At 67.4% G+C, this 23,703-nt stretch carries 23 protein-coding genes; 11 read left to right on the forward strand and 12 right to left on the reverse strand.

Annotated elements, in window-relative coordinates; translation table 11 throughout:
- The first annotated feature begins 8 nt into the window (after positions 1-8).
- A complete protein-coding gene (locus tag A6723_RS07435; RefSeq protein WP_054908875.1) occupies positions 9-743 on the forward strand; it encodes a molecular chaperone in 735 nt (244 codons plus the stop codon).
- Complete coding sequence (locus tag A6723_RS07440; RefSeq protein ID WP_064979596.1) at positions 740-1,756, forward strand: fimbrial protein; 1,017 nt, start codon at positions 740-742, stop codon at positions 1,754-1,756. The genes A6723_RS07435 and A6723_RS07440 overlap by 4 nt, the downstream gene beginning before the upstream one ends.
- Before the next feature lie 37 nt (positions 1,757-1,793).
- On the opposite strand, the gene A6723_RS07445 is transcribed toward A6723_RS07440, so the two are convergent.
- The 8 genes from A6723_RS07445 to A6723_RS07480 all read right to left on the reverse strand — a co-directional run bounded on the left by A6723_RS07445 (position 1,794) and on the right by A6723_RS07480 (position 11,269).
- Complete coding sequence (locus tag A6723_RS07445) at positions 1,794-2,297, reverse strand: BRO family protein (RefSeq protein WP_233297745.1); 504 nt, start codon at positions 2,295-2,297, stop codon at positions 1,794-1,796.
- Positions 2,298-2,665: 368 nt separating this feature from the next.
- Positions 2,666-3,439 carry an OmpA family protein gene (locus A6723_RS07450; RefSeq protein WP_054908878.1) on the reverse strand — a complete coding sequence of 258 codons (774 nt, stop codon included), beginning with the start codon at positions 3,437-3,439 and terminating at the stop codon, positions 2,666-2,668.
- An 8-nt stretch (positions 3,440-3,447) separates the two neighbouring features.
- Complete coding sequence (locus A6723_RS07455; RefSeq protein ID WP_054908879.1) at positions 3,448-3,861, reverse strand: DUF4398 domain-containing protein; 414 nt, start codon at positions 3,859-3,861, stop codon at positions 3,448-3,450.
- A 119-nt stretch (positions 3,862-3,980) separates the two neighbouring features.
- The gene (locus A6723_RS07460) at positions 3,981-4,391 is read right to left on the reverse strand and encodes a hypothetical protein (RefSeq protein WP_054908880.1); all 411 of its coding nucleotides are present in this window, start codon (positions 4,389-4,391) and stop codon (positions 3,981-3,983) included.
- An 11-nt stretch (positions 4,392-4,402) separates the two neighbouring features.
- Complete coding sequence (locus tag A6723_RS07465; protein WP_054908881.1) at positions 4,403-5,632, reverse strand: EAL domain-containing protein; 1,230 nt, start codon at positions 5,630-5,632, stop codon at positions 4,403-4,405.
- Positions 5,633-5,800: 168 nt separating this feature from the next.
- On the reverse strand, positions 5,801-9,415 hold the full coding sequence (locus tag A6723_RS07470) for a transporter substrate-binding domain-containing protein (RefSeq protein WP_082450685.1): 3,615 nt from the start codon (positions 9,413-9,415) through the stop codon (positions 5,801-5,803).
- Positions 9,416-9,419: 4 nt separating this feature from the next.
- Positions 9,420-10,046, reverse strand: a complete 627-nt coding sequence (locus tag A6723_RS07475; protein ID WP_054908882.1) for a response regulator transcription factor — start codon at positions 10,044-10,046, stop codon at positions 9,420-9,422.
- A gap of 74 nt (positions 10,047-10,120) precedes the next feature.
- Entirely contained in the window at positions 10,121-11,269 is a 1,149-nt protein-coding gene (locus A6723_RS07480) for an EAL domain-containing protein (protein WP_054908883.1), read from the reverse strand.
- A 408-nt stretch (positions 11,270-11,677) separates the two neighbouring features.
- Between A6723_RS07480 and A6723_RS07485 the strand changes: the two genes are divergently transcribed.
- A complete protein-coding gene (locus tag A6723_RS07485) occupies positions 11,678-12,622 on the forward strand; it encodes a Dyp-type peroxidase (RefSeq protein ID WP_054908948.1) in 945 nt (314 codons plus the stop codon).
- A 4-nt stretch (positions 12,623-12,626) separates the two neighbouring features.
- Here A6723_RS07485 and A6723_RS07490 read toward each other — a convergent pair whose 3' ends face one another.
- A complete protein-coding gene (locus A6723_RS07490; RefSeq protein ID WP_054908884.1) occupies positions 12,627-13,532 on the reverse strand; it encodes a LysR family transcriptional regulator in 906 nt (301 codons plus the stop codon).
- A gap of 175 nt (positions 13,533-13,707) precedes the next feature.
- Between A6723_RS07490 and A6723_RS07495 the strand changes: the two genes are divergently transcribed.
- Entirely contained in the window at positions 13,708-14,457 is a 750-nt protein-coding gene (locus A6723_RS07495) for an SDR family NAD(P)-dependent oxidoreductase (RefSeq protein ID WP_054908885.1), read from the forward strand.
- Between the two features lie 118 nt (positions 14,458-14,575).
- Positions 14,576-15,334, forward strand: coding sequence for a class I SAM-dependent methyltransferase (locus tag A6723_RS07500; RefSeq protein ID WP_054908886.1), 759 nt, complete (start codon positions 14,576-14,578; stop codon positions 15,332-15,334).
- Positions 15,335-15,346: 12 nt separating this feature from the next.
- Here A6723_RS07500 and A6723_RS07505 read toward each other — a convergent pair whose 3' ends face one another.
- Positions 15,347-16,045: a phytanoyl-CoA dioxygenase family protein gene (locus A6723_RS07505; protein WP_054908949.1), complete on the reverse strand. Its 699-nt coding sequence runs from the start codon at positions 16,043-16,045 to the stop codon at positions 15,347-15,349.
- Between the two features lie 185 nt (positions 16,046-16,230).
- On the opposite strand from A6723_RS07505, the gene A6723_RS07510 reads away from it, so the two are divergent.
- From A6723_RS07510 to A6723_RS07530, 5 genes are read left to right on the forward strand one after another with little or no spacing between them, the layout of a single operon-like run.
- Entirely contained in the window at positions 16,231-17,010 is a 780-nt protein-coding gene (locus A6723_RS07510; protein WP_054908887.1) for an efflux RND transporter periplasmic adaptor subunit, read from the forward strand.
- Positions 17,007-18,326, forward strand: coding sequence for an efflux RND transporter periplasmic adaptor subunit (locus A6723_RS07515; RefSeq protein ID WP_054908888.1), 1,320 nt, complete (start codon positions 17,007-17,009; stop codon positions 18,324-18,326). Before A6723_RS07510 ends, A6723_RS07515 begins: the two co-directional genes overlap by 4 nt.
- Positions 18,323-20,419, forward strand: coding sequence for a site-2 protease family protein (locus A6723_RS07520; RefSeq protein ID WP_175405531.1), 2,097 nt, complete (start codon positions 18,323-18,325; stop codon positions 20,417-20,419). Before A6723_RS07515 ends, A6723_RS07520 begins: the two co-directional genes overlap by 4 nt.
- 33 nt (positions 20,420-20,452) lie before the next feature.
- The gene (locus tag A6723_RS07525; protein WP_054908890.1) at positions 20,453-21,253 is read left to right on the forward strand and encodes an aspartyl/asparaginyl beta-hydroxylase domain-containing protein; all 801 of its coding nucleotides are present in this window, start codon (positions 20,453-20,455) and stop codon (positions 21,251-21,253) included.
- On the forward strand, positions 21,241-22,221 hold the full coding sequence (locus A6723_RS07530; protein ID WP_054908891.1) for an aspartyl beta-hydroxylase: 981 nt from the start codon (positions 21,241-21,243) through the stop codon (positions 22,219-22,221). The genes A6723_RS07525 and A6723_RS07530 overlap by 13 nt, the downstream gene beginning before the upstream one ends.
- Here the strand turns inward: A6723_RS07530 and A6723_RS07535 are convergent.
- The gene (locus A6723_RS07535) at positions 22,209-22,700 is read right to left on the reverse strand and encodes an N-acetyltransferase (RefSeq protein ID WP_054908892.1); all 492 of its coding nucleotides are present in this window, start codon (positions 22,698-22,700) and stop codon (positions 22,209-22,211) included. The two genes, A6723_RS07530 and A6723_RS07535, sit on opposite strands and share 13 nt — an antisense overlap.
- Before the next feature lie 101 nt (positions 22,701-22,801).
- On the opposite strand from A6723_RS07535, the gene A6723_RS07540 reads away from it, so the two are divergent.
- Positions 22,802-23,104 (forward strand): hypothetical protein, encoded by a 303-nt coding sequence (locus A6723_RS07540; RefSeq protein ID WP_054908893.1) that lies wholly within the window; start codon positions 22,802-22,804, stop codon positions 23,102-23,104.
- Between the two features lie 23 nt (positions 23,105-23,127).
- Here the strand turns inward: A6723_RS07540 and A6723_RS07545 are convergent, their stop codons facing one another.
- Positions 23,128-23,700 carry a phage tail protein gene (locus tag A6723_RS07545; RefSeq protein ID WP_054908894.1) on the reverse strand — a complete coding sequence of 191 codons (573 nt, stop codon included), beginning with the start codon at positions 23,698-23,700 and terminating at the stop codon, positions 23,128-23,130.
- Positions 23,701-23,703 lie beyond the last annotated feature (3 nt).

The raw sequence follows: 23,703 nt of genomic DNA on the forward strand, positions 1-23,703 counted from the left end.
AATCCTCCATGTTCCACACCTTCATCCCGCGTCACCCGATCTTCCGCGGCGGCCTGCTGGCCGTCCTGCTGGCTCCGCTGCTGGCCCAGGCCGCGGTGGTTCCGGACCGCACCCGCGTCATCTTCGAGGAAGGCGCGCAGGCGGTCAGCGTCACCCTGACCAACAAGAACCCGCAGCTGCCCTTCGTGGTGCAGTCCTGGATCGAGGACGCGCAGGGCAAGAAGATCACCACGCCGTTCATGGTCCTGCCGCCGCTGCAGCGCATCGAGGCCAACGAGCGCAGCGTGCTGCGTATCGTCAAGCTGCCGGAGACGACCCTGCCGGCGGATCGCGAAGCGGTGTTCTACCTCAACGTGCGGGAAATTCCGCCCAAGAGCGAGGCGGTCAACTCCATGCAGATCGCCCTGCAATCGAAGATCAAGCTGTTCTACCGCCCGGCATCGGTGAAGCGCGAACGCGGCCAGGACCTGGCGCGCGGGCTGGAACTGAAGATCGAAGGCAAGCAGCTGCTGGTGAGCAACCCGACTCCGTTCCACATCACCGTGGTCGGCCTGCTCGCGGGGCCGGAGAAAACCAAGCTGCCGATCGACACCGTGATGATCGATCCCCGTGGCAGCGCACGCTTCTCCCTGAGCCAGACCGGTTTCACCACGCTGCGGGTTTCCAACATGAACGATTTCGGCGGTCAGACCGACACGCTGTTCACCTGCACGGCCAGTGCCTGCAAGGCAGAGAATCCATGAACCGTCGCTGGATCAGGCTGTGCCTGGCCGCGCTGTTGCTGAGCCTGTCGCAGACGTCCTGGGCGTTGATGTGCCGGGCCATGGACGGCAGCAGTTACCTGAGCGAATACATCGGCCCGGTCTCGGTGCCGGATACGGTGCCCGACGGCACCATCATCTGGCGCTCGAAGACCCACGTGGTGCCGGCCAAGTGCTGGAAGCTGTTCGACCAACACTATCTCGAGGATGACCCGATCTACTTCTACGGCAACCCGGCGGGGCTGGACGCCACCGGCTGGGGTATCGAGTTCGGCCTGGTGTACAAGCAGCAGACCGCGTGGGACGGCGACTGGAGTTCCAACCCCACGCTGGGCGTGAACAGCGGCTTCACCTCGCCGGGTTGCCCGGCGGCGACCAGTGGCGACGACATGCTGGCCTGCTCAACGGTGTACCCGACCATTGCCTTCCAGGTGGTGATCCGCAAACGCGGCCTGCTGCCGTTGCAGCGGCCCTCGCAGGACACCTACGACGTTTTCCAGTTCGATGGCCTGTACGGCCTCAACAATGGGCCGAGCAACCCGTTCCGCAACTTCCGTTTCCAGCTCTCGGGTCTGCAGAACATCGTTGGCACCGCCTGCACGGTGGACGTCACCGTGACGCCGGAGCCGGGCACCGTCGACTTCGGGGTGATCCAGAAGACCACCACCGGTTTCTCCCCGCCGCGGCCGAGCAAACCCTTCAGCCTGGCGCTGGAGAAGAAGTGCAGCAGCGCCATCAACATCGGCGCGACCTTCGTCACGGCGAATCAGGACGGCGAGTACACCGTCGTGCCGGCCGGCGACAGCCAGTTCGGCATTCAGGTACGTGACCGCCACGACAACCTGGTGCCGATCAACGAGCCCTTCCCGCTGGCCAACTTCGCGGCGGATGTGAGCCATATCGACGTACCCTTCAGCGCCACGGTGGTATCGCTGGGCGACCCCAAGGTCGGGCCGTTCGAGGCGATCATGGTGGTGCAGGTGGTCTACTACTGAGATGCAGCAGCGGGGCGGCACTGCCGCCCCGAGCCTCTCAGCCGATCACCCGCGGCGGGCGTTGCGCCAGCGCCGGCAGGTCGCCCAGGTTCAGCCAGGTCATGCCTTGCCAGTGCAGCACGTCCAGCTCCCGCTCGTTCCAGTGCAGGGTTTCGCGCAAGGGGCGCAGCGCGCCATCCTGCTCGCGCAGACGCGGGATCACCTGCCGGTTGATCCACTGGCGCAGGCTGCGGTTTTCCGGGTGGTAGTAGAAGATCAGCACGGCATACAGGCCGGACTCGCTGACCAGATGCTCCTGCTCGAAGCCACCGTGGCTGTTGCGCATCCAGACCCGTTGCAGCTGGTCTTCGTCCAGATTGCGCTGTACCCGTTCGGGAACCAGTACGTGGTTGATCAGCCGGGCGAGATCGCCGAGGGCGAACCACGGTTCGTCATCCAGCAGCAAGGCGCGCAGCTGGCGCTTGTGGCGGGTGAACAGGCTGGGGATCAGGACTTCGGCATCTGCCGAAATGGCGGGTTCGAACGCGGGAAGGTCGGGCATATCCATTACCTCTGCTAGGTCATGAGCAGCTTTCTCAAAGCTGATGGCGTCGGGAGTTGAGAAACCCCACCTAGAGGGTCGGACTTATTCCCCTTTCGGGTCTTGTATTCGGCCACTCCCGACATAACAGAGGTCTTTTGTGCAGGCGCGAGTATGCCGCAGGCACAAAAAAGCCGCTTAGCTTTCGGGAGCGGTCTGGCCGCTAGGTGGTTGGGCGTTTCTCAGGCGCCGGGGAACACCCTAGGGGGTAGTTAGGGTAAGCAGCAACGGCGTTGGCGTGTGGGATTCGGCTGATCGGCTTGGCGGCGTTTCGCGGGGGCAAGCCAGAAGCCCATGGCGCGGCGGGCGCCGCGCCATGGGCAGTCGGGTCAGCGGCGCGGCGGAACCGCCGAGCTGCCCTGGGAAATGATCACCTCCACACGACGGTTCATCTGCCGGCTTTCCGCGCTGGCGTTGCTCGCCACCGGGTACTCCTTGCCGTAGCCGGCGCTGATCGTGCGATCCGGCGCCACGCCCAGGCGCTGCAGGGCGAAGGCTACCGACTGCGCGCGGCGCTCGGACAGTTGCTGGTTGTAGTCATCGCCGCCCACCGAATCGGTGAAGCCTTCCACGCGTACGCGGCGTTCCGGGTTGTCGCGCAGGAAGTCCGCCAGCTGCTGCAGGTTGCGCACGCTGCCGGAGCGCAGTTCGGCCTTGCCGGTATCGAACAGCACGTCGCCGAAGGTGACCACAGTGCCGCGATCGCTCGGCTTGGCGTTCAGCGCCTGCAGGGCCTTGAGTTGCGCAGTGCGCACGTCGAGGCGCGCGCGGGTGCGCTCGGCGTCCAGGCCCTGGATGCCGGTTTCGGCCTGGCGCAGCAGGATGGTCTGCTCGGCCACGGCGATCTTGCTCGATGCCAGGTATGCCGCCTGGTCGATGGCCGGGTCCTTGCGGTTCTGGTTCGACAGCGTCTCGGCCTTGGCCAGGGCGCTGAAGGCATCGCGGGTTTCCAGGGCGGCGAGGCGGCTGGCGTCGGGCTGCTTCTGCAGGGTTTCGAACTGGGTGCGCGCGGCCACCAGCGAGGGATTTTCCGGCGTGGCGCTGCAGCCGGCGAGGGCCAGGGCGAGGAGTGACAGGGCGGGAAGGAAGCGTTTCATCGGCATGGTCGGTCTCACGGCTGCTGGGTGGGGGCGGTCTGCGGGGCATCCGGCGCCTGGAGCATTTCCTGGCGCAGCACCTGGATGCCGTTGCGGCCGGCGGCGAGCGTCTGCTGCGCCTTGCCGGCCTGGGCCTTGCGTTCGGCGAGGACGGCGTCGGCCTCGGCCTGCTGGGCGATCAGGCGCGCCTGTTCGTAGCGCTTCTCGCCCAGGGCGCGCTCCATGCCGAACAGCTTGTCCTGGGCCATCTTCATTTCCACCGGGGCGTACCGGGTGGCGTCCGCGGCAACGGCACGGTTCACCGCGTTGCGCGACAGTTGCACCTGCTCTTCAGGCATCGGCACGCTGGAACAGGCGCTGAGCGAGCCCAGCATCAACACCAGCACGGCACTCATCGAGGCGTATTCGCCCAGAGTCTTTCTGCTCATTTGTCACTCCAAGGTCTTGTCAGAGAGCCGCGTCGTTGCGCGGCGTTCGTGCACGGGCAAGCCCCGCCGGGTGGCGGTGCTCGCGGCACTGGGGAAGGGCCCGCACCGGCGGGCCGCAATCAGGGATGCAGCGCCAGGCTCCGCTCGCGGGGGTACGCCGCCTGCGGATCGATCTGCGCCATGAACGCGCCCAGCTGGGCGAGCTCAAGCGGCCCGGCCAGGCGTGTGGCGACGCCGTCGACGGTCAGTGGGTCGAAGCCTTGCGGCAGGTACTGGCTCTGGTAGATCAGCCCGTTGAGGCTGACCCCGGCCAGCGCCGTGCCGTCGAGCGGCTCGCTGACGATGAGGCGCCCGCTGATGATCAGCACGTTGAAGGGGCGGCCGGTACAGCGCCCGAGAATGCGTGCTTCATCCAGCGACGAAGCCGTGGCGATGCGGTGGTAACCCAGCCGGTTGAGCAGGCGCTCCACCAGCAGTGATTGGGTGTGGCGGCTGTCGGCGATGAGGATGCGCAGTTGCTTGTTGGCCATTGCCGGGCTCCTCAGTGGCTACCCAGGCGGGCGCCCGGTTGGCTGCCCGGCGGGATGACGCTGTCGAGCCCTTCCCGGCGCAGCAGCCGGGCCAGCGCATGGCCCATGACCGGTTTGCAGAAGTAGTGCCCCTGGGCGCGCTCGCAGCCCAGGCGCTGCAGGTGGCGCAGCTGGCTCTCGTTCTCCACGCCTTCGGCCACCACCGGCAGCCCCAGGGCACGGCCGAGGGCCAGGGCGCTGGCGAGCACCGCGCTGCGGCGTGGGTCTTCGTCCAGTTCGGTGAGGAAGCGGGCATCCAGTTTCATTTCGGTGAAGGGCAGTTCGACCAGGCGCTCCAGCGTGGATTGACCGCTGCCGAAATCGTCGATGGCCAGGCCGCAGCCGAGCAGGCGCAGGCGCAGCAGGTTGTCCAGGCTGATCGCCGGCATCTGCAGCGCGCCCGTTTCGGTCAGTTCGAAGGTGATGCGCCGCGGGTCGACGCCCAGGCGCAGCAGGCGGTGGGCGACCTGCGCGGCGAAACCCGGCTGGGCCAGTTGCGCGGGCTCCAGGTTGAAGGCGAGGTGGAAGTGCCGGTCGCCGTAGGCCTGAAGGGCGCACACTGCCTGGTCGATCAGGGTGAAGAGCAGGGCGTCGAGCAGGCCGTTGCGGCGAAGCGCCGGCAGGAAGCGGCCGGGCAGCACGATGTCGTCGTCAGCGCGTTGCCAGCGGGCGAGCACCTCGAAGCCGCTGATGCCGCCGGTGCTGACCGAGATCTTCGGTTGCAGGGCGGCGCGTATCTCGTCGCGGGCCAGGCCGCCGATCACCTCCTGATCGCTGGGGTACTCCCGCAGCGAGGGCAGGGCCGGTGTGTCGATGCCTTGCGCAGCGAAGCCTTCGAGTGCTGTCGTCAGGCGCTCCGCAGTGATCGGGCCGGCGCCCAGGCGCAGTACCTGCAGCCCTTGCAGGCGCAGCAGGCGGGCCAGCGCCGGCCAGGTGCCAGGGGCCAGTTCGCCGATGACGGCGACACCCCGCGCCAGGTGCTCGCACGCGACCGCCTGGAGGAAGTCCAGCCGGGCTGCCGGGTCGACACGCAGATCGCACAGCAACAGATGCACCCCGCCGATTTCGCGCAGTTGGCGCAGTGCCAGCCCGTCGTTGGACATTTCCAGGGTGGTGGCATAGCCGAGCCGCTGCAGCGAGGCAGTGGCAATGGTGCGGTGAAGGCTGGGGTCCTGCAGGTTCAGGGCGGTAAGCGGACGCATGGGCCAGCTCCAGGAGGGAGGGAAGATGGCCGAATTTTGCGGGGCTGGTCGCAGGAGATATCGAGGCAGTTTCTGTTGAGCTTGTAGGACGTTTCCTGCGACTCGGGGTGCCGTCCAGGCATCGGCGCCGCGGCTTACGCCGCAGCGCTGGCCCTCCGGTGGAATGGCTCAAGCCAGTTGAATGCTGAGCTCCTCGGCGAGGTCGTCCAGCGCTTCGCGGACTTCCTCGATGGCGGCGGGTCGCTCGCTGGCTGCCACATCGCCGCGGCAGACTGCTTCCAGCCGCTCGCAGGCTTGCAGCAAGGGCGTGGCCCGCGCCATCCGGGCACCGCCCTTGACCCGATGGGCAAGGTCGGCCAGTTGGTGGGCGTCCGTGTCGTCGGGCAGCCCGGCGAGGCGTTGGCGGTCTTCGTCGATGCTGCGGGCGAGGTCGCCCAGCAGCCCGCGCAGCGCCGCGCTGTCGCCCCGTGTCAGTTGCTGCAGGTAGGGCAGGTCGAAGGTGGCGCTGGCGCTTTGCTGGCGTTGCCGGGGAACGATGCCGGCCAGCTGGCGGCGCACGTCTTCCAGGGTGATCGGCTTGAACAGGCAGTCGTCCATGCCGGCATCCCGGCAGCGCTGGCGCTCCTCGGGCAGGGCGTTGGCGGTGAAACCGAGGATGACGCAGGGCGGCCGGCGCTGTTCCTGCTCCTGCTGGCGGATCGCGCGGGTGAGGTCGTAGCCGTTGAGAATGGGCATGTTGCAGTCGGTGATCACCACGTCGAAGTTGCCCTGGCGCCAGGCGCGCAGCCCGTGGGCGCCGTCCTCGGCGTCACGCACGCTGTGGCCGAGGAAGCCCAGTTGCTGCGCCATCAGCAGGCGGTTGGCGGGGTAGTCGTCGACCACCAGCACGTTGAGGGACGGCCCATTGCTGCTGGGGACTTCCACCATCGGCAGGGGGCCGGACGTGGCGCTTTCCAGGCGTGGAAGTTGCAGCTCGATCACCACCCGCGTTCCGCGCCCCAGTTCGCTGGAAAGCTCCAGGGTGCCGCCCATCATCTCGCACAGGGTGCGGCTGATTGCCAGGCCGAGGCCGGTGCCGTTGCGCGCGGAGACCTGGTTGTTGCCGGCCTGGGAGAAAGGCTTGAACAGTCTGGGCAGGTCTTCGGCGGCGATGCCCTGGCCGCTGTCGATGATCTCGATGCGGGCGAACAGCTGGTCGCCCTGCGCCTCGGCACGATAGACGACGCGCACCTCGCCCTGCTCGGTGAACTTGATGGCATTGCCGATCAGGTTGGACAGCACCTGGCGGAAGCGTAGCGGGTCGATCTGTACATCCGTCGCCGTGTCGCCCGAGCATTCGAGCTCCAGGCCGATGCGTTTCTGCCGCGCCAGGCCCTCGAAGACGCGCAGGGTGGATTCGCTGAGGCTGCGCAGGTTGGCGCGTTCGGGGTTGAGGCTGAGCTTGCCCGACTCGATGCGGGCGATGTCGAGGATGTCGCCGATCAGGTCGAGCAGGCCGCGTGCGGAGTTGGCGGCGACGTCCAGGGCGAAGCGGTCGATGATGCCCTGGTCGGACTTCTTCTGCGCCAGTTCGAGCATGCCGATGATGGCGTTCATCGGGGTTCGGATCTCGTGGCTCATGGTCGCCAGGAAGGTGGTCTTGGCGCGGTTCGCGCTTTCCGCCGCGTCCCGCGCTTCCTGCTGGGCGTCGAGCAGGCGCTGGCGCTCGCTGATGTTCATCCAGCCGCCGATCATGCCTTCCACCGCGCCGTCGCCGCCGCGATAAGGCAGTACCCAGTGGTAGATGGTCAGCACTTCGCCGCCGGGCAGGGTCAGGCGTCGGTCGCCCACGTCGGGTTCGCCGCTGGCCATTACCCGCTCGTAGTTGGCGCCGTATTCGAGTGCTTCGGCGGAGGAGGCCAGTGCACCGTCGGTGACTTTGCGGCCGAGCACGTCTTCCAGGCGCAGGCCGAGCATCTCCAGGTAAATGGAGTTGCAGGACACCAGGCGCCCCTGGCGGTCGCGCACATAGATGGGGTGGGGCGTACCGTCGATCAGCACGCGCATGAACTCCATCTGGTCGCTCAATGCCCGCTCGGCTTCCTCGCGGCGGCGAATCTGCCGGCGCAGCCAGTAGACCCAGGCGAGAGTCAGGCCCAGGGCAACGCCGGCGATGGCGAAGCCCTGGATGATCAGCGTGCCGTAGCGGCTCCAGTAGCTGTCGGCGACCACCACTTCGCCGCGCCAGCGACGGGTGAGCGCCGCCATCTCCGAGGGCGGGATGCTCAGCAGCGCCTTGTCGAGGATGGCCTGCAGCTCCAGTGCGCCGCGCCCCGTGGCGAAGGCGACCTGCGCCGGCGTGCGGCCGACCGTCGAGGTGATGCGCAGCACGCCCTGGTAGTGTCGGCTGATCAGGTAGCGCGCGCCGATCAGCGAGTTCACCGCGGCATCGGTGCGGCCACGGGCGACCATTTCCATCGCCTCGGAGGCGTTGGCGGCGTCGACGATCCTGATGCCGGGGAAATGCCGGGTGAGGTACTCGCGCAGGTAGTTGCCACGGATCAGGGCCAGGGTCTTGCCATTCAGGTCGTCCAGTGTTGGCGGTTGGTCGCTGTTGTCCCGGCTGACCAGGACGAAGGAGGTGGTGAAGTAGGGGCGGGTGAAGCTCAGTTCGCCCTCGCGCTCCACGCTGGGGGTGAACGCCGCGAGCATGTCCGCCTCGCCGCTGGCGACCCGCGCCACCATGTCCTGTACCGGCCCGGCTCGCGTGACCTTGAAGTGCAGGCCGGTGCGCTGGCTGACTTTCTCCAGCACGTCGGCACTGACGCCGCGCAGGCGTCCCTGGTCGTCGAGGAAGGTGAACGGCAGGAAGTTCTCGTTGATGACGACGCGGACTTCCGGGTGTTGTTCGATCCAGCGCTGCTCGGCGTCGGTCAGTTGCAGCGCGCCGCCGGGGATGTTGATCTCGTCGGCGTCCCAGCGTTGCAGGATGACCATGCGCTCGCGTTCGGGAATCGCTTCCAGGGCCGCATTGACGATTCGCAGCAGGCGCTCCCGGTCAGGCGCGAGGGCGAAGGCGAACGGCGCGGCGTCGATGCGCGCGAAGTTCACCAGGTGCATGTTGTTCAGGTAGCTGCGGTTGATCAGGTAATTGCTGGCGATGGCATCGCCCAGGTAGACGTCGGCCTGGCCGAAGGCGACGGCGCCCATGGCCGCGAGCGTCGAAGGGTAGAGCTGAAGTTGCGCATCGGGATAGTGCTCGTGGACCGTGTCTTCGGAGAGATAGTGGTAGGCCATCGCCACGCGCAGGTCCTTGAGTTCCGGATCCAGCGCACGGTGATCGCCCAGCCGCGATGCGAGCACGGGTTGGTCGGTCGTGTAGGGGGCGGAGAGCGCGACGCCCTCGGCGCTGTCGTATTCGTTGGCGCTGGCCAGGAGGTCGATGCGGTGTTCCTTGAGCGCGTCCAGCGCCTCCTTGCGCTCATCGAAGGCCTGCAGTTCGATGCGCACATTGAGCAGGTCGCCGAGCAGCGCGGCGTAGTCAGCGGTGATGCCCTCGTAGTCGCGGTCGTTGCTCAGGATATCCAGCGGCGGGTATTCGGGGATCGAGATGCCCAGGCGCAGCACGCGCTGCTGGCGCAGCCAGCGCCAGTCGTCCTCGCTGAGTTCGGCCTGGTAGCCGTCCGCTGTCGAACGGCCGAACAGGCGCAGGTCCTGGCCGTGCGCCGTGGGGAAGACGACGGCCAGCAGGCAGCCGACCAGGAGCGGTGTGCGCAGGCGCTGGAGCAGGGAGAGCAATGCCATCGACTCAGACCAGGCCGTTGCGCCGCGCGAGATCGGTGAGGTCGACCAGCGTCTTGACGTTGAGCTTCTCGATCATCCGCGACTTGTAGGTGCTGATGGTCTTGTTGCTGAGCAGCATGGCGTCGCCGATTTCCTTGTTGGTGAAGCCGCGCGCCAGTTGCTGGAGGATCAGCAGCTCGCGATCGGAGAGCAGGGCGATGCGGTCCGATTCACTGGCGTCCATGTCGGTACGCCGCACCGAACTCACCGAGATGCTCGGGAAGTAGGTGTAGCCGTCCATCAGCGCCTTCGCCGCCTTGGCCAGTTCGCTGAGGTCGCCGGTCTTGGAGACGAAGCCGGAGGCGCCGGCCTTCATGCAGCGATGGGAGAAGTACTCGGCGGACTGCGAGGTCAGCACCAGCACCTTGATCGCCGAGGCGGAGCCGTTGAGCCGGCCGATCACTTCCAGGCCATCCAGGCGCGGGATGGCGATGTCCAGGACGATCAGGTTGGGCAACATTTCGCGCGCCATCTGTACCGCATCCGCGCCGTTGTCGGTTTCGCCCACGATGTCGAAACCTTCCTGGCTCAGGACCAGCTTCACGCCGGCACGAATGAAGGGATGGTCATCCACGACCAGTACTCTGGACATTGTCACCTCTTGCACATGCTCGATGGGGGCGCCGGGCGCCGCTCAGGTTCAGGTTAGGCGTTATCGGCCTTTCCTCAATAGGGTTTCAGCCATTCCCGGACGCTCGCGCAGTCCATGGCGGGGGCGTAGTACGACCCTTGCGCCTGCGGGCAGCCCAGCTCCAGCAGTGCCTCGTGCTGCCGGGCCTTGCTGACGCCGCCGACGACCACCTGCATGTTCAGCGAGCGGGCCAGCGCGAGGGTGCTGGTGACCAGTGCGTGACCGGAAGGATTGTCCAGCTCGCGGGCAAACTGGGGCGCGAGCTTCAGCTGCTGGAAGGGCCGCCGACAGAGTAGCTGCAGGGAGGAGAAGCCGGAGCCGAACTGGTCGACGCTCAGGCCGCAGCCCAGCGCGCGCAGGCGGTTGAGTTGTTGCACGGCGATACCGGACAGGTCGAGCAGGCCGTTCTCCCCCAGCTCGAAGATCATCCGCTCCGGCGGCACCGTGTAGTGGTCGAGCTTCTTCAGCAGGCGTTCGACGAACTTCGGGTCGCCCAGCTGGGAGGCCTGCAGGTTGATCGCCAGGCGCAGCGGCGTGCGGCTCGGGCCGAGCTCCGTCAGGCACGCCAGCCCCTGGTCCAGCAGGCGCTCGAACAGTTCGTCGATGAGGTCGTAGGCGACCATCGCCGGAATGAATTCGGCGGCGGGCAGCGCAGCCTTCCCCTCGCGCGCCCAGGCGACGCCCAGTTCCAGCGCTCGTGGCTGGCCGCCGGGCAACTCGATGATCGGTTGCAAGCGCGCCTGGAACTCGCCGGCGGCCAGGGCCCGACGCACTTCGTTCTCGGCCGGCAGCACGGAGCAGGCGCGAGGCGGGGCAGGGTAGCGGGTGAGAATCCCCTCCAGCTCGTGACCGCGCACGGGCAGGTCCAGGCACCCGAGAATCGGCAGGCGGCCCACCTGGCTCAGGCGCCGCGCCTGGCGATGCAGTTCGCCGCTGTCGCCCATCAGCACCAGGGCGCCCAGGTGTCCTTCGTGCCCGGCCAGGGCCAGGGCTTCCAGTTGCCCGGAGCCCAGCCCGCAAATCCCGATACCCACTCCCGGCGTAGTGCGCAGCAAGGCCAGGGCCATTTCCGCGGAGCCCGCCTGCAGCACCTGGGTGACGCCGAGTACCTCCAGTGCATCGGCGATCTGGCAACGGCGGCGCTCATCGGCTTCGAGGATCAGGACGTTGGGGTAATTCTTCATGGCTCTTCTGCGGCTCCATTCCAGGCCAGGTCATTGTCTGAAGATATTCCCGGGCGATTGCGAGGCTTATTCCTAGTGGCTTGTAGGACGTTTCCTACTGATGGGCCTCGTTCGGAGGCTGGCAGTCATACATGCTGACTGGGGGCGGCTGCCACGCGGCGCCACCCGTGCCGCGCATTCACCGGGTGGCTATCCGTGGATATGACGGGGCCTTGAGGCGATGGTCCGGACTGCTCGGTTTCGGCATCAAGCGGGCAACGATGCGCCAGGGCGTAGCGGCGCATCGGCTGTCTCGACGAGCTGGCTCGATTGACCGGCCCTTTGTCATGCGCGCCCGCATTGTCATCGCGGTAGGCGACCTGCTTTGATAACCCCATCTTCCCAACCCGATGGCGGCGAATGGAAACCATGCTCAACGAATCCCCCGCACCCCAGACAGTCGACAGCCCGATCACCCGCAGCGCGATCTTCCTCGTTGCGACGCTGACGCCGGGTAAGGACTGGAGCCCGGTTCGAGCCCTCTGCGAGGACGTGGCGGCGCTGGTGCGTTCGGTCGGCAAGCGCGTGCCGGCGGGCAACCTGTCCTGTGTGGTGGGCTTCGGTTCGGCGGCCTGGGATGCACTGTTCGGCGCCCCGCGTCCGGCGTCCCTGCATGCCTTCCGCCAGATCGGCACAGGCGAGCGGGTCGCCGTCTCCACGCCGGGCGATCTGTTGCTGCACATCCGCGCCGAGCAGATGGACCTCTGTTTCGAGCTGGCGTCGCAGCTGGTCGCGCGCCTGGGCGAGGCGGTCACGGTGGTCGATGAAGTCCAGGGCTTCCGCTACTTCGACATGCGCAGCATCATCGGTTTCGTCGACGGCACCGAGAACCCGGAAGGGCGCGAGATTCCGCACTTCACCCTGATCGGCGACGAAGACGCGGCGTTCGCCGGCGGCAGCTACGTCCTGGTGCAGAAGTACCTGCATGACATGGCCGGCTGGAACCAGCTTCCCACTGAAACCCAGGAGCGCATCATCGGCCGCACCAAGCTGGCCGATATCGAACTGGCCGACGACGTCAAGCCGAGCTGCTCGCACAGCTCGCTGACCACCCTGGAGAAGGACGGCCAGGAAGTGAAGATCCTGCGCGACAACATGCCGTTCGGCAGGCCCGGAGCAGGGGAGTTCGGCACCTACTTCATCGGCTACGCCCGCTCGCCGGCACCGGTGGAGGAAATGCTGGAGAACATGTTCATCGGCCGCCCGGCCGGCAACTACGATCGCCTGCTGGACTACAGCAAGGCGGTGACGGGCAGCCTGTTCTTCGTGCCCTCGGCCGACCTGCTCGAAGCGCTGGCAGACAGGGCGCCCTGAGCGCTCAAGCGGCAACCCGTGGCGGGAAGCACTCCACCAGCCAGTCGATGAACACCCGCAAGCGGTGAGTGACGTAGCGGTTCTGCGGGTAGACGACGTGGAAGGGGTAGGGCGGTGGGCGCCAGTCCGCGAGGATTTCCACCAGCGTGCCGTCGCGCAGGGCGGCACCGGCGGCGTAGGAGAAAGTCTGGATGATGCCCAGGCCGGCGACGCAGGCCGCCAGGTGCGCGTTGCTTTCATTGACGCCGATGCGGTGCTCGATCTTCAGCTCGCTGCGTTCGCCGTCACGCTCGAAGCGGAAGGGCACCGCGCGACCGTTCTGCGGTGACAGGTAGCTGACCAGCCGGTGGCCGTTGCGCAGTTCCTCGGGGTAAGCGGGGATGCCGTTGTGGCGCAGGTACTCGGGCGAGGCGCAAGTGACCATGGTCGCCTGGCCGATGCCGCGCGCCACCAGTGACGAGGCGTCCAGCGCGCCGCCGCGGATCACGCAGTCGACGTTGTCGCCGATCAGGTCCACCGAGCGGTCGGACACGCCCAGGTCGATGCGAATATCCGGGTAGCGCGCCAGGAAGTCCGGCAGCAGCGGTATCAGTACGTCCCGCGCGGTCGAGCCGCCGACATCGATGCGCAGATGGCCGCGTGGCTTGCTGCGGGCAATGTTGAAGGACGAGTCGATGTCTTCCAGGTCACGCAATACGCGGCTGGCCTTGGCGTAGTAGTCCTGGCCTTCGGGCGTCACCGTGACGCGCCTTGTGGTGCGCTGCAGCAGGCGGACGCCCAGGTGCGCCTCCAACTCCTGCACCAGCTTGCTGAGGGTGGCGTTGGGCATGTCCAGCGAGTCGGCGGCGCGGGTGAAGTTGCCGGCTTCCACCACGCGGGCGAAGGCACGGATGGCCTGGAGCTGGTCCATGGGAGTTCCTCTAAGGGGATCGCCTGATTATCCATGGGTATGGATAGTTATTCCATTGTATGCGCTTTTTCCATCAATTGCCGGGCCCTAGAGTAGCGCCATGCCTCACCGCAAAGCCGCGCCAGATGCCGGCCAGGAGGCAGAACCCTCAACTCGCAAAGCTCAGGAGCTCATCATGAACAAGTCCCTCACTGGTAAAGTTGCACTGGTCACCGGCGGCAGCACTGGCATCGGCCTCGGCGCCGCACAGGAACTCGCCGCGCAAGGCGCCCGCGTCTTCATCACCGGCCGCCGCCAGGCCGAACTGGACGCCGCCGTCGAAGCCATCGGCCCGGCTGCCACGGCCATTCGTGCCGACGCCTCGGTGCTCGCCGATCTCGATGCGGTATACGCACAGATCGCGAAAGCTGCCGGCCGACTGGATATCCTCTTTGCCAACGCCGGCGGCGGCGACATGCTCCCGCTGGGCGCGATCACCGAGGAACACTTCGACCGAATCTTCGGCACCAACGTGCGCGGCGTGCTGTTCACCGTGCAGAAGGCATTGCCGCTGCTGGTCGATGGCGCGTCGGTGATCCTCACCTCGTCCACCACTTCGATCCAGGGCACTGCCAACTTCAGCGTGTACAGCGCGAGCAAGGCCGCCGTGCGCAACTTCGCCCGCTCCTGGGCGCTGGATCTGAAGGACCGGGGCATTCGCGTCAATGTCGTCAGCCCCGGCCCGGTCCGCACTCCCGGCCTCGGCGATCTGGTGCCCGAGGAAGCGCGCCAGGGCCTGTTCGATGCGCTGGCCAGCCAGGTGCCGCTGGGCCGGCTGGGCGAACCTCGCGAGATTGGCAAGGCGGTGGCCTTCCTGGCTTCGGAGTCGGCCAGCTTCATCAACGGTATCGAACTGTTCGTCGATGGCGGCATGGCACAGGTCTGACCATGCCATGGGCCGGGCAGGGCGTGCGTCCTGCTACGGCCTGTGTGGCTCTGGTGTACTGGCCCGTTTGCCCTTTACAGTCGCGGCAAGCCAGTTTTCGAGAGAGGAGCCGCCAGCCATGAATGACACGTCAACCGACCTGCGCAACTGGTTCGACCAGGGCGGCCAGGCCTATGCGCGCTTTCGCCCCGAGTACCCGGCGGAGCTTGCCTCCTGCCTGGCCTCGCTGGCTCCCGACCGGTCGCTGGCAGTCGACGTGGGTTGCGGTAGCGGCCAGCTGACCCGGCAATTGGCCGAGCATTTCAGCTCGGTCGCCGGCTTCGATCCCAGCGCGGAGCAGATTGCCCATGCCGCGCCCCGCGCGAACCTGAGCTACGCCTGCGCACAGGCCGAAGAGCTCCCGCTGGCCGACCGCAGCGCCAGCCTGATCACGGCGGCACAGGCTGCGCACTGGTTCGACCTGCCGAAGTTCTACGCCGAGGTCCGGCGAATCGCCGAGCCCGACGCGGTCCTGGCGCTGATCAGCTACGGCGTGCTGCACCTGGACGGCGATCCGGGCAAGCGCTTCGAGACTTTCTACTGGCAGGAGATCGGCCCCTACTGGCCCGCCGAGCGCAAGCTGGTGGACAGCGGCTACGCGACCCTCGATTTCCCCTTCGCCGAGTTTCCGGGGCCGGAGATTGCCATCCGCCTGGAATGGACCCTCGACGAGTTCCTCGGCTACGTCTCCACCTGGTCGGCAGTGCGCAGCGCCCGGGAAGCCGGGCGCGAAGACCTGCTGCAGCATTTCGCCGCCGACCTGGCCGAGCGCTGGGGCGACCCTGCCGCGCGGCTTGCGGTCAGATGGCCGATCAACATGAGGATTGGACGGGTGTGAAATCCCCGTCACTCATGGGATGGCGCAAGGCCTGGCAGCGCTTTGTCCGGCGATTGCGGGATCGAAGCGCTCGCTGGTGTCCATACGGACATTGCGCAAGGCCAGCGTCTCCAGATGCGCTGCGTGGAGGAGTTCCGCACGGTAGCTGATCAGGATCGTGCGGCGGCGGGCACCGTTGATGTTCAGGCTGCCCGCGTGCACCAGGTCAACGTCGAAGATCAGGATGTCACCGGCCCGCCCGCTCAGATGCACGGCAGCAGACTCGTCCAGGAAGTCGAGCGGCGGCGGTGCGGGAGCGGGCCGATGGCTGCGGGGAACGATCCGGGTGGCGCCATTTCCCTGAGTGAAGTCATCGAGAAAGGCGAGGGCGCTGACCATGTCGCCCGGACGCCGGGCCGACAGATCGCGATGCAGCTGTTGATGACCGCCGCCGGGCAAGGGCTCGCGCCCTTCGACCTGGGCGAGGAAGAAGCGCTCGCCGATCAGCATGCCCGCTGCCGACAGCAGTTGCGGCAGGCGACACGCCGCCTGCACGGCTGGCTCCAGGTCCATCTGCGCGTGGCGCCAATCCATTCCGCGGGGAACCGGCCATTGATCCGATGGCAGGACATTGGCGTCGAAAGCCGCACGCAGCTCTTCGAGCATCGCGTGCGGGATCACCTGGCGCAGCAGCGCGTAGCCCTCCCGGTGAAGTTGTGCCTGATCCAGCATGGCTTGGTCCATTCCCCTCTCGTCCATGATCGCGGCCCCAAGGGCCAGTCCAGAGCGTCTGCTGCTTGCCGCCGGCATTTTATCGGTGCTGGCCGGCTGCCTAGCGTACGAAGGATTTCTGCTACGGCCAATATCCGGCGCTTGCGGAGTACCGTAGACTCCCGCGATCTGCCGGGGAGACCACTATGCATAAAGGGATTTGGCTAGGTTTGGGGTTGTCGTTGTGCGCGTTCGGAGCAGCCCACGCGGCGCAGCCCGGCCAGGACGACCCGCTGCTGTCGAGCCCGTCGACGTCCAGCGGGGCCGGCGATGTGCGTGGCATCCTGCGCGCGCGCGACCAGGCGATGCTGTCCAGCGAGCTGGCCGGGCGCATCCTGGAGATGCCCTTCGCCGAGGGGCAATCCTTCCGCAAGGGCGACGTGCTGGTCCGTTTCGATTGCTCCGCGTATCAGGCTCAACTGAACGCCGCGCAGGCCGGTGCCAAGGCGGCCAGCGAGCAACTGGCGCACAACCGCCAGTTGGCGGCGCTCAACTCGGTAGGGCGCTTCGAGGTCGCGCTGGCCGAGGCCAAGCTTGCCGAAGCCCAGGCCCAGGCCCAGGTCTACCAGGTCCAGGTGCGCCGCTGTGCGCTCACCGCGCCCTACGACGGCCAGGTCGTGCAGCGCAAGGCGCAGCCTTTCGAAAGCGTCAGTGGTGGTGCGCCGCTGCTGGAAATCGTCGACAACCGCAGCCTGGAAATCCGCCTGCTGGTGCCCTCGCGCTGGGTCGCAAGGCTCAAGGCGGGGCAGTCCTTCACCTTCGTTCCCGATGAAACCGGCGAGCCGCTGCAGGCCGAGGTTAAGCGCCTGGGTGCGCGGATCGACGAGGGCAGCCAGATGCTGCCGCTGATCGCCACGCTGCCGGCCGAGACCAAGGGCCTGCTGGCCGGCATGAGCGGGACGGCACGCTTCGCGGAGACGCCATGAACGCACCGCAGGTCGGCCTGGCCGAGCGCCTCTTTGCCCAGTTCCTCGAGCTGGAGCGCCAGGCCCGCGCAGCAGGAACGGTCGAGCAACTGGCTTATCACATCGTCAACGACGGGCAGGCACTGTTCGGCTACCGCCACGCGGCGCTGCTGATCGCGGGCAAGGTGCAGGCGCTGACCGGCATCAGCGTCGTCGAACCCAATGCGCCCTTCGTCGCCTTCGTCGAGCAGGCCTGCGCCCAACTGCATAGGCTCGGCGCCCTGGACAAGCCGCAGCGCGTCGACTTCCAGGCCCTGGGTGCGCAGCAGCAGGCTGATTGGCAGGCGCTCTCCGCCGGAGACGTCTTCTGGCTGCCGCTGGCGGACCAGCAGGGGGCTGTCTTTGGCGGCCTCTGGCTGGCCCGCGAGCAACCGTGGAGCGAAGCGGAGCAGGCGCTGCTGGTGCAACTGGGCGATGCCTACGCCCACGCCTGGAAAGCCCTGCAGCCGCGCAAGCCCTGGCGAGCGCGTTGGCCGAAGAAGAAGTTGTCGATGATCGCCGCCGGGCTATGCCTGTTGCTGCTCGTACCCGTGCGCCAGTCGGTACTGGCGCCGGCTGAGGTCGTCCCGCTGGACGGCCAGGTCATCGCCGCACCGCTGGACGGAGTGATCCAGCAGGTGCTGGTCAAGCCCAACCAGACGGTCAAGGCCGGCGACCTGCTGGTGCGTTTCGACGCCACCACGCTGCAGGCGCAGGCGGACGTAGCCGAGCGCTCCCTCGGCGTGGCCGAGGCCGAACTCAAGGCCAACTCGCAACGCGCCTTCTCCGACGCCGAATCAGGCGCCAGGGTCGATCTGCTGGCGGCGCGAGTGGAACAGAAGCGCGCCGAGCGCGACTACGCCCGCGACCTGCTGGCACGCGCCGAGGTGCGGGCGCCACGCGACGGCATCGCGGTATTCGCCGACGCCGAGCGCTGGACCGGCAAACCGGTGCAGACCGGCGAGCGCCTGATGGAGCTGGCCGATCCGCGCCAGGCTGAGCTGCGTATCGACCTGGCGGTGGGCGACGCCATTGCCCTCGAACCCGGCTCCGAAGCCGTGCTTTTGCTCGACAGCGACCCGCTGCGCCGCCATGTCGCTCGCCTGGAGCGCGCGGCCTACGAGGCCCAGACCACCGCCGCCGGGCAACTGGCGTACCGGCTGGACGCCGCGTTCGAGGAAGCGCCTCCGCGCATCGGCCTGCGCGGCACTGCCAAGCTGTATGGTGATCGCGCGCCGCTGGCCTATTACCTGTTGCGCCGGCCACTGGTTGCCGCGCGCCAGAGTCTGGGGCTGTGATGCTGCCGGCGTTGCGCCCGGACCTGCAGTTGTCGCCGGCCGCGCCGGGGCTCGACGGTGCGCCGCAATGGACGCTGGCCGACCCGCTGCGTGGGCGCTACTTCAAACTCGGTGGCGCTGCCGTGCGTCTGCTGCGCCACTGGACCCTCGGTGACCCGCAGCGGGTGCTGGGGGCGGCCAATGCGGAAGCTGGCGAGGCCCTGGGGGAGCAGGAGCTGGAAGAGTTCCTGCGCTTCCTGCGGGGGCATGACCTGATCGCCGCCGTCGACGCCGAACAACGCGCCAGCTATGGGCAAAAAGCTGCATTGCAGCGGCACAGCCTCTGGCAGAAAGTGCTGCACCAGTACCTGTTCTTCCGCATTCCTCTGTGGCGCCCGGACGCCTTCCTCAATCGCGCCTGGCCGGTGCTGCGCAGCCAAGGCCCGTGGATGCTTCGCTGGGGCTTGCCGCTGACCTTCGCCCTCGGTGCCTTCCTGGTGGCGCGTGACTGGGAGCGCTTCCTGGCCACCTTTCCGCACCTGTTCAGCCTGGGCGGGGCGCTGGCTTTCGGCGTGGCGCTGACCTTTGCCAAGCTCTGCCACGAATTCGGCCATGCCTTCATGGCGAAGCGTGCCGGCTGCCGGGTGCAGAGCATGGGCCTGGCGTTCATGGTGATGCTGCCGATGTTCTACACCGATGTCAGCGATGCCTGGCGGGTCAGCGACCGCCGCTCGCGGCTGCTGATCGGCGCTGGCGGCGTGCTCGCCGAACTGGTGCTGGCGGTACTCGCGCTGCTGGCCTGGTCACTGTTGCCGGACGGGCCGCTGCGCACCTCGGCGTTCATGCTCGCCAGCGCGACCTGGATCACCACCGTGCTGGTGAACCTCAATCCGTTCATGCGCTTCGACGGTTACTTCCTGCTCACCGACCTGCTGGGCGTGGAGAATCTCCAGGCGCGGGCGTTCGCGCTGTGCCGCTGGCGGCTGCGCGAAGCCCTGTTCGGCTATGGCGAGCCGATGCCCGAACCCTGGCCACCGACCTTGCGCCGGCGCCTGCTGATCTGGGGCTACGGCTCGTGGATCTGGCGCGCCGTGCTGTTCTTCGGCATCGCCCTGGCGGTCTACCACCTGTTCTTCAAGCTGCTGGGCATCTTCCTGATGCTGGTGGAGCTGGTCTGGTTCATCGGCCTGCCGATCTGGCGGGAGCTGCGCGAATGGTGGCAGCGCCGCGAACAGGCGGCGCCGCACAAGGTCGTCGGGCTCGGGCTCGCATTGCTCGCCGCAATGGCGCTGCTGGCGGTGCCCTGGCGTGGCTCCGTGGAGGTGCCGGCCATGCTGGAGGCGATGCGTGCCGCGGCGTTGCATGCGCCGCTGGCCGCGCAGGTCGGACGGGTGCTGGTGCACGATGGGCAGGCGGTGGAACAGGGCGAACTGCTGCTGGAGCTGCTTTCGCCGGACCTCGACGCCAAGCAACTGATCGTGCGCCGCGAGATCGACCTGCTGCAATTGCAGTTGCGCCGCCAGGCCGGACGCAGCGAGACGGCCTCCGATGTCGGCATTCTCGAGCAGCGGCTCGCCGAATCGGTTGCCCAGTACCGGGGCCTTGCCGCCCAGCGCCAGCGTCTGCAATTGCGCGCGCCACATGCCGGAGTGGTGCGCGACCTGCTGCCGGACCTGAGCCAGGGCCGTTGGCTGAAACCAGCCGACGTGCTGGTGCGGGTGGTGGAGCCCGGATTGCGCCTGCGCGGTTATCTGGCCGAAGCCGATCTGTGGCGCGTACAGAGTGGCACGCAAGGGCGCTTCATCGCCGACGACCCGGCGCGCCCGGCGCTGCCGGTGAAACTGGACGAGGTGGACGCCAACGGTACGCTGTTCGTCGATCTGGAGGCGCTGAGCTCCGACCACCATGGTCCGATTGCCGTGCGCCGCGATGCCCAGCACCGCGCCGAACCGGTCCAGGGGCAGTACGGCGTGCGCCTGAGCCCGATCGAAGAGCCCTGGCAACTGGCGCAACCACAGCGCGGCATGGTCGTGCTGAAGGGCAGTGGCCAGTCGATCCTGGGGTTGGCCTGGCGGCGCCTGGCGGCCTTGGGTGTGCGGGAGAGCGGATTCTAAAGCGGCGCCTTTTCTCGGAGCAAGGATGGTTCCATGAATGCGACATCGTTACCCCGCTGTGCCCGGCTTGGGCTGGATATCCCACTACGGCCTTTGCTTGAGGCATTGGCTGCCGTTGACGAGGCGGCCTGGCAGCGGCATTTCAACAGCGATTTCTACGAAGGTGACTGGAGTGGGGTGGCGCTGATCACGCCCGAGGACGCGCCGTTGCCGCTGGCTCCGGGGCAGGGTGCGCCGCTGGTCAGCGAATTGCTCAGGCGCAGCGCGGTGTGGCAGGCCGCGCTGGGTGCCTTTCGCACGACAATACGCAGCGCGCGCCTGCTGCGCCTGGGGGCCGGCTCGCGGATCCACGAGCATTGCGACCCTGACCTGGGGCTGCCCGACAGTGACCTGCGCCTGCACCTGCCGTTGTTGAGCGCGGACGGCGTGGAGTTTCTGGTCGATGGCCTGCAGGTGCCGATGCGCCCGGGGCAATGCTGGTTCGTCGATCTCGCCCGCCCGCATCGGGTCGACAATCCGGGGCCAGGCGAGCGTATCCACCTGGTGCTCGACTGCCAGCGCAACGACTGGCTGCTGGACCTCATCGAACAGGGCCTGGCGAATACGCCGAGCCTCAGTCCTGGCCGGGCAGGCCAGGCGTTCGAGTGCTTCCGCGAACAGGTGGCGCAGGAGCCGGAGCTCACCCGTGCACTGTGCGAGCTGACCGATAGCGCGGCCTTTGTCGAACGGGTCGTTTCACTGGGCGCCGCCCGCGACCTGCACTTTTCCGACGCCGAAGTGCGTGCCGCGATGCGCCTTGCCCGGCGCGCCTGGAGTGACCAATGGCGAGCCTGAAGCCTGAATTCGAATTTCGTGGTTGGCGGCCCATCCGTGCCTGGCATGAAGCACAGGGCTGGCGCCTGGACTGGTGCTGGTTCGGCGAGCAGCGCCTGACCCGGCCCTTCTTCCATGACGACGTGGAGCAGGCTCTGCGCCTGCCCTTCAACCTGGCGTTCCGCCGCGAGACCGGTCTGGCCGAGCTGCTCGATTGGCAGCGCGCGAGCCCCGGCCTCGCTCCGAGCCTGCTGGTCTTCCACGCTTCGCGCTGTGGCTCGACGCTGTTGGCGCAGATGCTCGCGGGGCTCGATAGCCACCTGGTGCTCTCCGAGCCGGGCCCGCTGGACAGCCTGCTGCGCAGTCACTATCGCCACGCTTGGGAGGAGGGCAGGCAGGAGCAGGCCGTCATTGCGATGCTGTCGGCGCTGGCACAGAGCGCGGGGCCGCCGGCGCAGCACATGGTGGTGAAACTCGATGCCTGGAATCTATTCGAGCTGCCGCTGATTCGCCGCTGCTTCCCCGATACGCCATGGATTTTCCTTTACCGCGATCCGCTGGAGATCGCCGCATCGCACCTGAATATGCCGGGCATGCAGATGATTCCCGGCCAACTGAACCCGTCGCCGCTGAACCTGGCCGATGAGCCGGTAGCGCCGCGAGAGGCGTACATCGCTCGTCGTCTTGGACGGTTGCTGGCGCTGGCGGTAAAGGCATGCCGCGAGCATGGCGGCCTGGTGGTGGCATACGAGGAGTTGCCGCAGGTGTTGGCCGGGCGCCTGCGCGAGCGCTTGCGGCTGACCCATGAGCAGGTCGAGCAAGCCATGGCGGTCAGCCAGCGCAATGCCAAGCGTCCGGGCGAGGCTTTCGTGGCGGACTCCCAGGGCAAACGCGACTCCGCTCCGGCGCTGCTGCGCGACTCCGTGGCGCGTTGGGCTGGGGCGCCTTACCGGGAGTTGGAGGCGTTGCGCAGGGATCAGGCGGATTGAGCGGGCTCGCGGCGCATCTGCCATTGCGCCTCATCCGGCACACCCGGCAGGCTCTCGAAGCCCAGGCGCTGGTACAGGCGCACCGCGGGATTGTGGCGCATCACGGCGAGCTCCAGCGCCTTGCCCTGGCGGTCGGCGTGGGCGATGACCTCGCGCAGCAGGCACTCGCCGATGCCGCGACCGCGCTGGTTGGCCTCCAGGCCTATTTCGACGATGCGCAGGCTGTTCGGGCCTTCGTCGATGGTCAATACGCCGATGGGCTCGCCGTCGAGCAGGAGCAGTTCGGTACGCGCACCGGGAAAGTCGCTGGCGAAGATCCGCTGCTGCAGTTGCCACTGCTGCTCGAGCAGGGCGGGGCAGGCCTCGATCATTGCCGCGTCCAGGCCGCGCAGTTGCGCGAACAGGCGCTTCAGCCAGGGTTCGTCGGCGCTGCCGGCGGCGCGGCGAAGCAGGGTAGGGCGGGTCTTTATCTCGCTCATGGGCTGTTGTAGTTTTCCTGGCTTGGTCTATTCAGGTGCAGGTTCAGGTTTCCAGGCTTCGCAGGGCGCAGCTTGCCATTCAACGATCAGGGAGTGACCTCATGCTCATCGACCTCCAGGGCCTGACGGCCCAGGCATTCAGCTCGGAACTCGGCCAGGTGTTCACCGCGCACACCGTTCCCGACCCGGTCCAGCTGACCTTGCACAACGTCATCGAAGGTCGCGAGGTCGGCAATGGTTTCCGCACGCCCTTTACGCTGATCTTCACGACGCCAATGAATGTGCTGCTGCTGGAGGCCCAGTATCGCCTGAGCAGCCCGGGCGGGCGCGACTACGAGTTGTACCTGGCTCCGCTGGCGGCGACGGTCGGCGGCCAGCGCCACTACCAGGCCCTGTTCAACTAGGGCCTGGTAGCGGGCTGTCCCGATCAGTTGCGGCTGGGGAATACGCCGAAGGCGCAGATGCACTGGGTCAGCGCCAGATAGGGCTGCATGACGGGGGTAGGGTAGCTGCTGCCGGCATTGGCCAGTGTCACGCCAAGTTGCGCCTGCACTGGTATCCCCACCGTGCCCGGCGCAGGACCGTAGATCTGCACCGTGACGGTGTCACGCCCACTGGCGCCCACCGACTGCCCCAGCGTATCGCTGGCCGTCGCCTGGCTGGAGCTGGCCGCGCTGCTGGACTGCTGCAGCAGTACGGTTGCCTCGGCGGTGGCGCCGTGGGTGTGGTACGGCAGGTTGGTTGGGAGCAGGGTGATCTGCTCCGTCCCGGCTACAGCGCCCAGCGGCAAGTTGGCGCTCTGGCCCATGGCAACGCGCCCACCCAGATTGGGCAGGCAGAAGGTGTTGATACCGTCGCCTCCGTAGACGGTGCCCAGCAGCGAGTAGAGTGTCTGGTTCTGCGCAATAAGGATCTGCTGGCCATTGCAGGTCATCCAGTTTTTCGGTGCGAAACTGCCGGCAAACGGTGCGACGACGCCTATGTAGCTGTCGACATCCATGTG

The sequence above is a fragment of the Pseudomonas sp. AU11447 genome (assembly GCF_001672555.2).
Taxonomy (GTDB): Bacteria; Pseudomonadota; Gammaproteobacteria; order Pseudomonadales; family Pseudomonadaceae; genus Pseudomonas; species Pseudomonas nitroreducens.

Bases quoted from the DNA above. Each gene is read 5' to 3' on its own strand.
- A6723_RS07435 (WP_054908875.1), top strand. From the start codon at position 9: ATGTTCCACACCTTCATCCCGCGTCACCCGATCTTCCGCGGCGGCCTG.
- A6723_RS07440 (WP_064979596.1), top strand. From the start codon at position 740: ATGAACCGTCGCTGGATCAGGCTGTGCCTGGCCGCGCTGTTGCTGAGC.
- A6723_RS07445 (WP_233297745.1), bottom strand. From the start codon at position 2,297: ATGCCCGACCTTCCCGCGTTCGAACCCGCCATTTCGGCAGATGCCGAA.
- A6723_RS07450 (WP_054908878.1), bottom strand. From the start codon at position 3,439: ATGCCGATGAAACGCTTCCTTCCCGCCCTGTCACTCCTCGCCCTGGCC.
- A6723_RS07455 (WP_054908879.1), bottom strand. From the start codon at position 3,861: ATGAGCAGAAAGACTCTGGGCGAATACGCCTCGATGAGTGCCGTGCTG.
- A6723_RS07460 (WP_054908880.1), bottom strand. From the start codon at position 4,391: ATGGCCAACAAGCAACTGCGCATCCTCATCGCCGACAGCCGCCACACC.
- A6723_RS07465 (WP_054908881.1), bottom strand. From the start codon at position 5,632: ATGCGTCCGCTTACCGCCCTGAACCTGCAGGACCCCAGCCTTCACCGC.
- A6723_RS07470 (WP_082450685.1), bottom strand. From the start codon at position 9,415: ATGGCATTGCTCTCCCTGCTCCAGCGCCTGCGCACACCGCTCCTGGTC.
- A6723_RS07475 (WP_054908882.1), bottom strand. From the start codon at position 10,046: ATGTCCAGAGTACTGGTCGTGGATGACCATCCCTTCATTCGTGCCGGC.
- A6723_RS07480 (WP_054908883.1), bottom strand. From the start codon at position 11,269: ATGAAGAATTACCCCAACGTCCTGATCCTCGAAGCCGATGAGCGCCGC.
- A6723_RS07485 (WP_054908948.1), top strand. From the start codon at position 11,678: ATGCTCAACGAATCCCCCGCACCCCAGACAGTCGACAGCCCGATCACC.
- A6723_RS07490 (WP_054908884.1), bottom strand. From the start codon at position 13,532: ATGGACCAGCTCCAGGCCATCCGTGCCTTCGCCCGCGTGGTGGAAGCC.
- A6723_RS07495 (WP_054908885.1), top strand. From the start codon at position 13,708: ATGAACAAGTCCCTCACTGGTAAAGTTGCACTGGTCACCGGCGGCAGC.
- A6723_RS07500 (WP_054908886.1), top strand. From the start codon at position 14,576: ATGAATGACACGTCAACCGACCTGCGCAACTGGTTCGACCAGGGCGGC.
- A6723_RS07505 (WP_054908949.1), bottom strand. From the start codon at position 16,045: ATGCTGGATCAGGCACAACTTCACCGGGAGGGCTACGCGCTGCTGCGC.
- A6723_RS07510 (WP_054908887.1), top strand. From the start codon at position 16,231: ATGCATAAAGGGATTTGGCTAGGTTTGGGGTTGTCGTTGTGCGCGTTC.
- A6723_RS07515 (WP_054908888.1), top strand. From the start codon at position 17,007: ATGAACGCACCGCAGGTCGGCCTGGCCGAGCGCCTCTTTGCCCAGTTC.
- A6723_RS07525 (WP_054908890.1), top strand. From the start codon at position 20,453: ATGAATGCGACATCGTTACCCCGCTGTGCCCGGCTTGGGCTGGATATC.
- A6723_RS07530 (WP_054908891.1), top strand. From the start codon at position 21,241: ATGGCGAGCCTGAAGCCTGAATTCGAATTTCGTGGTTGGCGGCCCATC.
- A6723_RS07535 (WP_054908892.1), bottom strand. From the start codon at position 22,700: ATGAGCGAGATAAAGACCCGCCCTACCCTGCTTCGCCGCGCCGCCGGC.
- A6723_RS07540 (WP_054908893.1), top strand. From the start codon at position 22,802: ATGCTCATCGACCTCCAGGGCCTGACGGCCCAGGCATTCAGCTCGGAA.
- A6723_RS07545 (WP_054908894.1), bottom strand. From the start codon at position 23,700: ATGGATGTCGACAGCTACATAGGCGTCGTCGCACCGTTTGCCGGCAGT.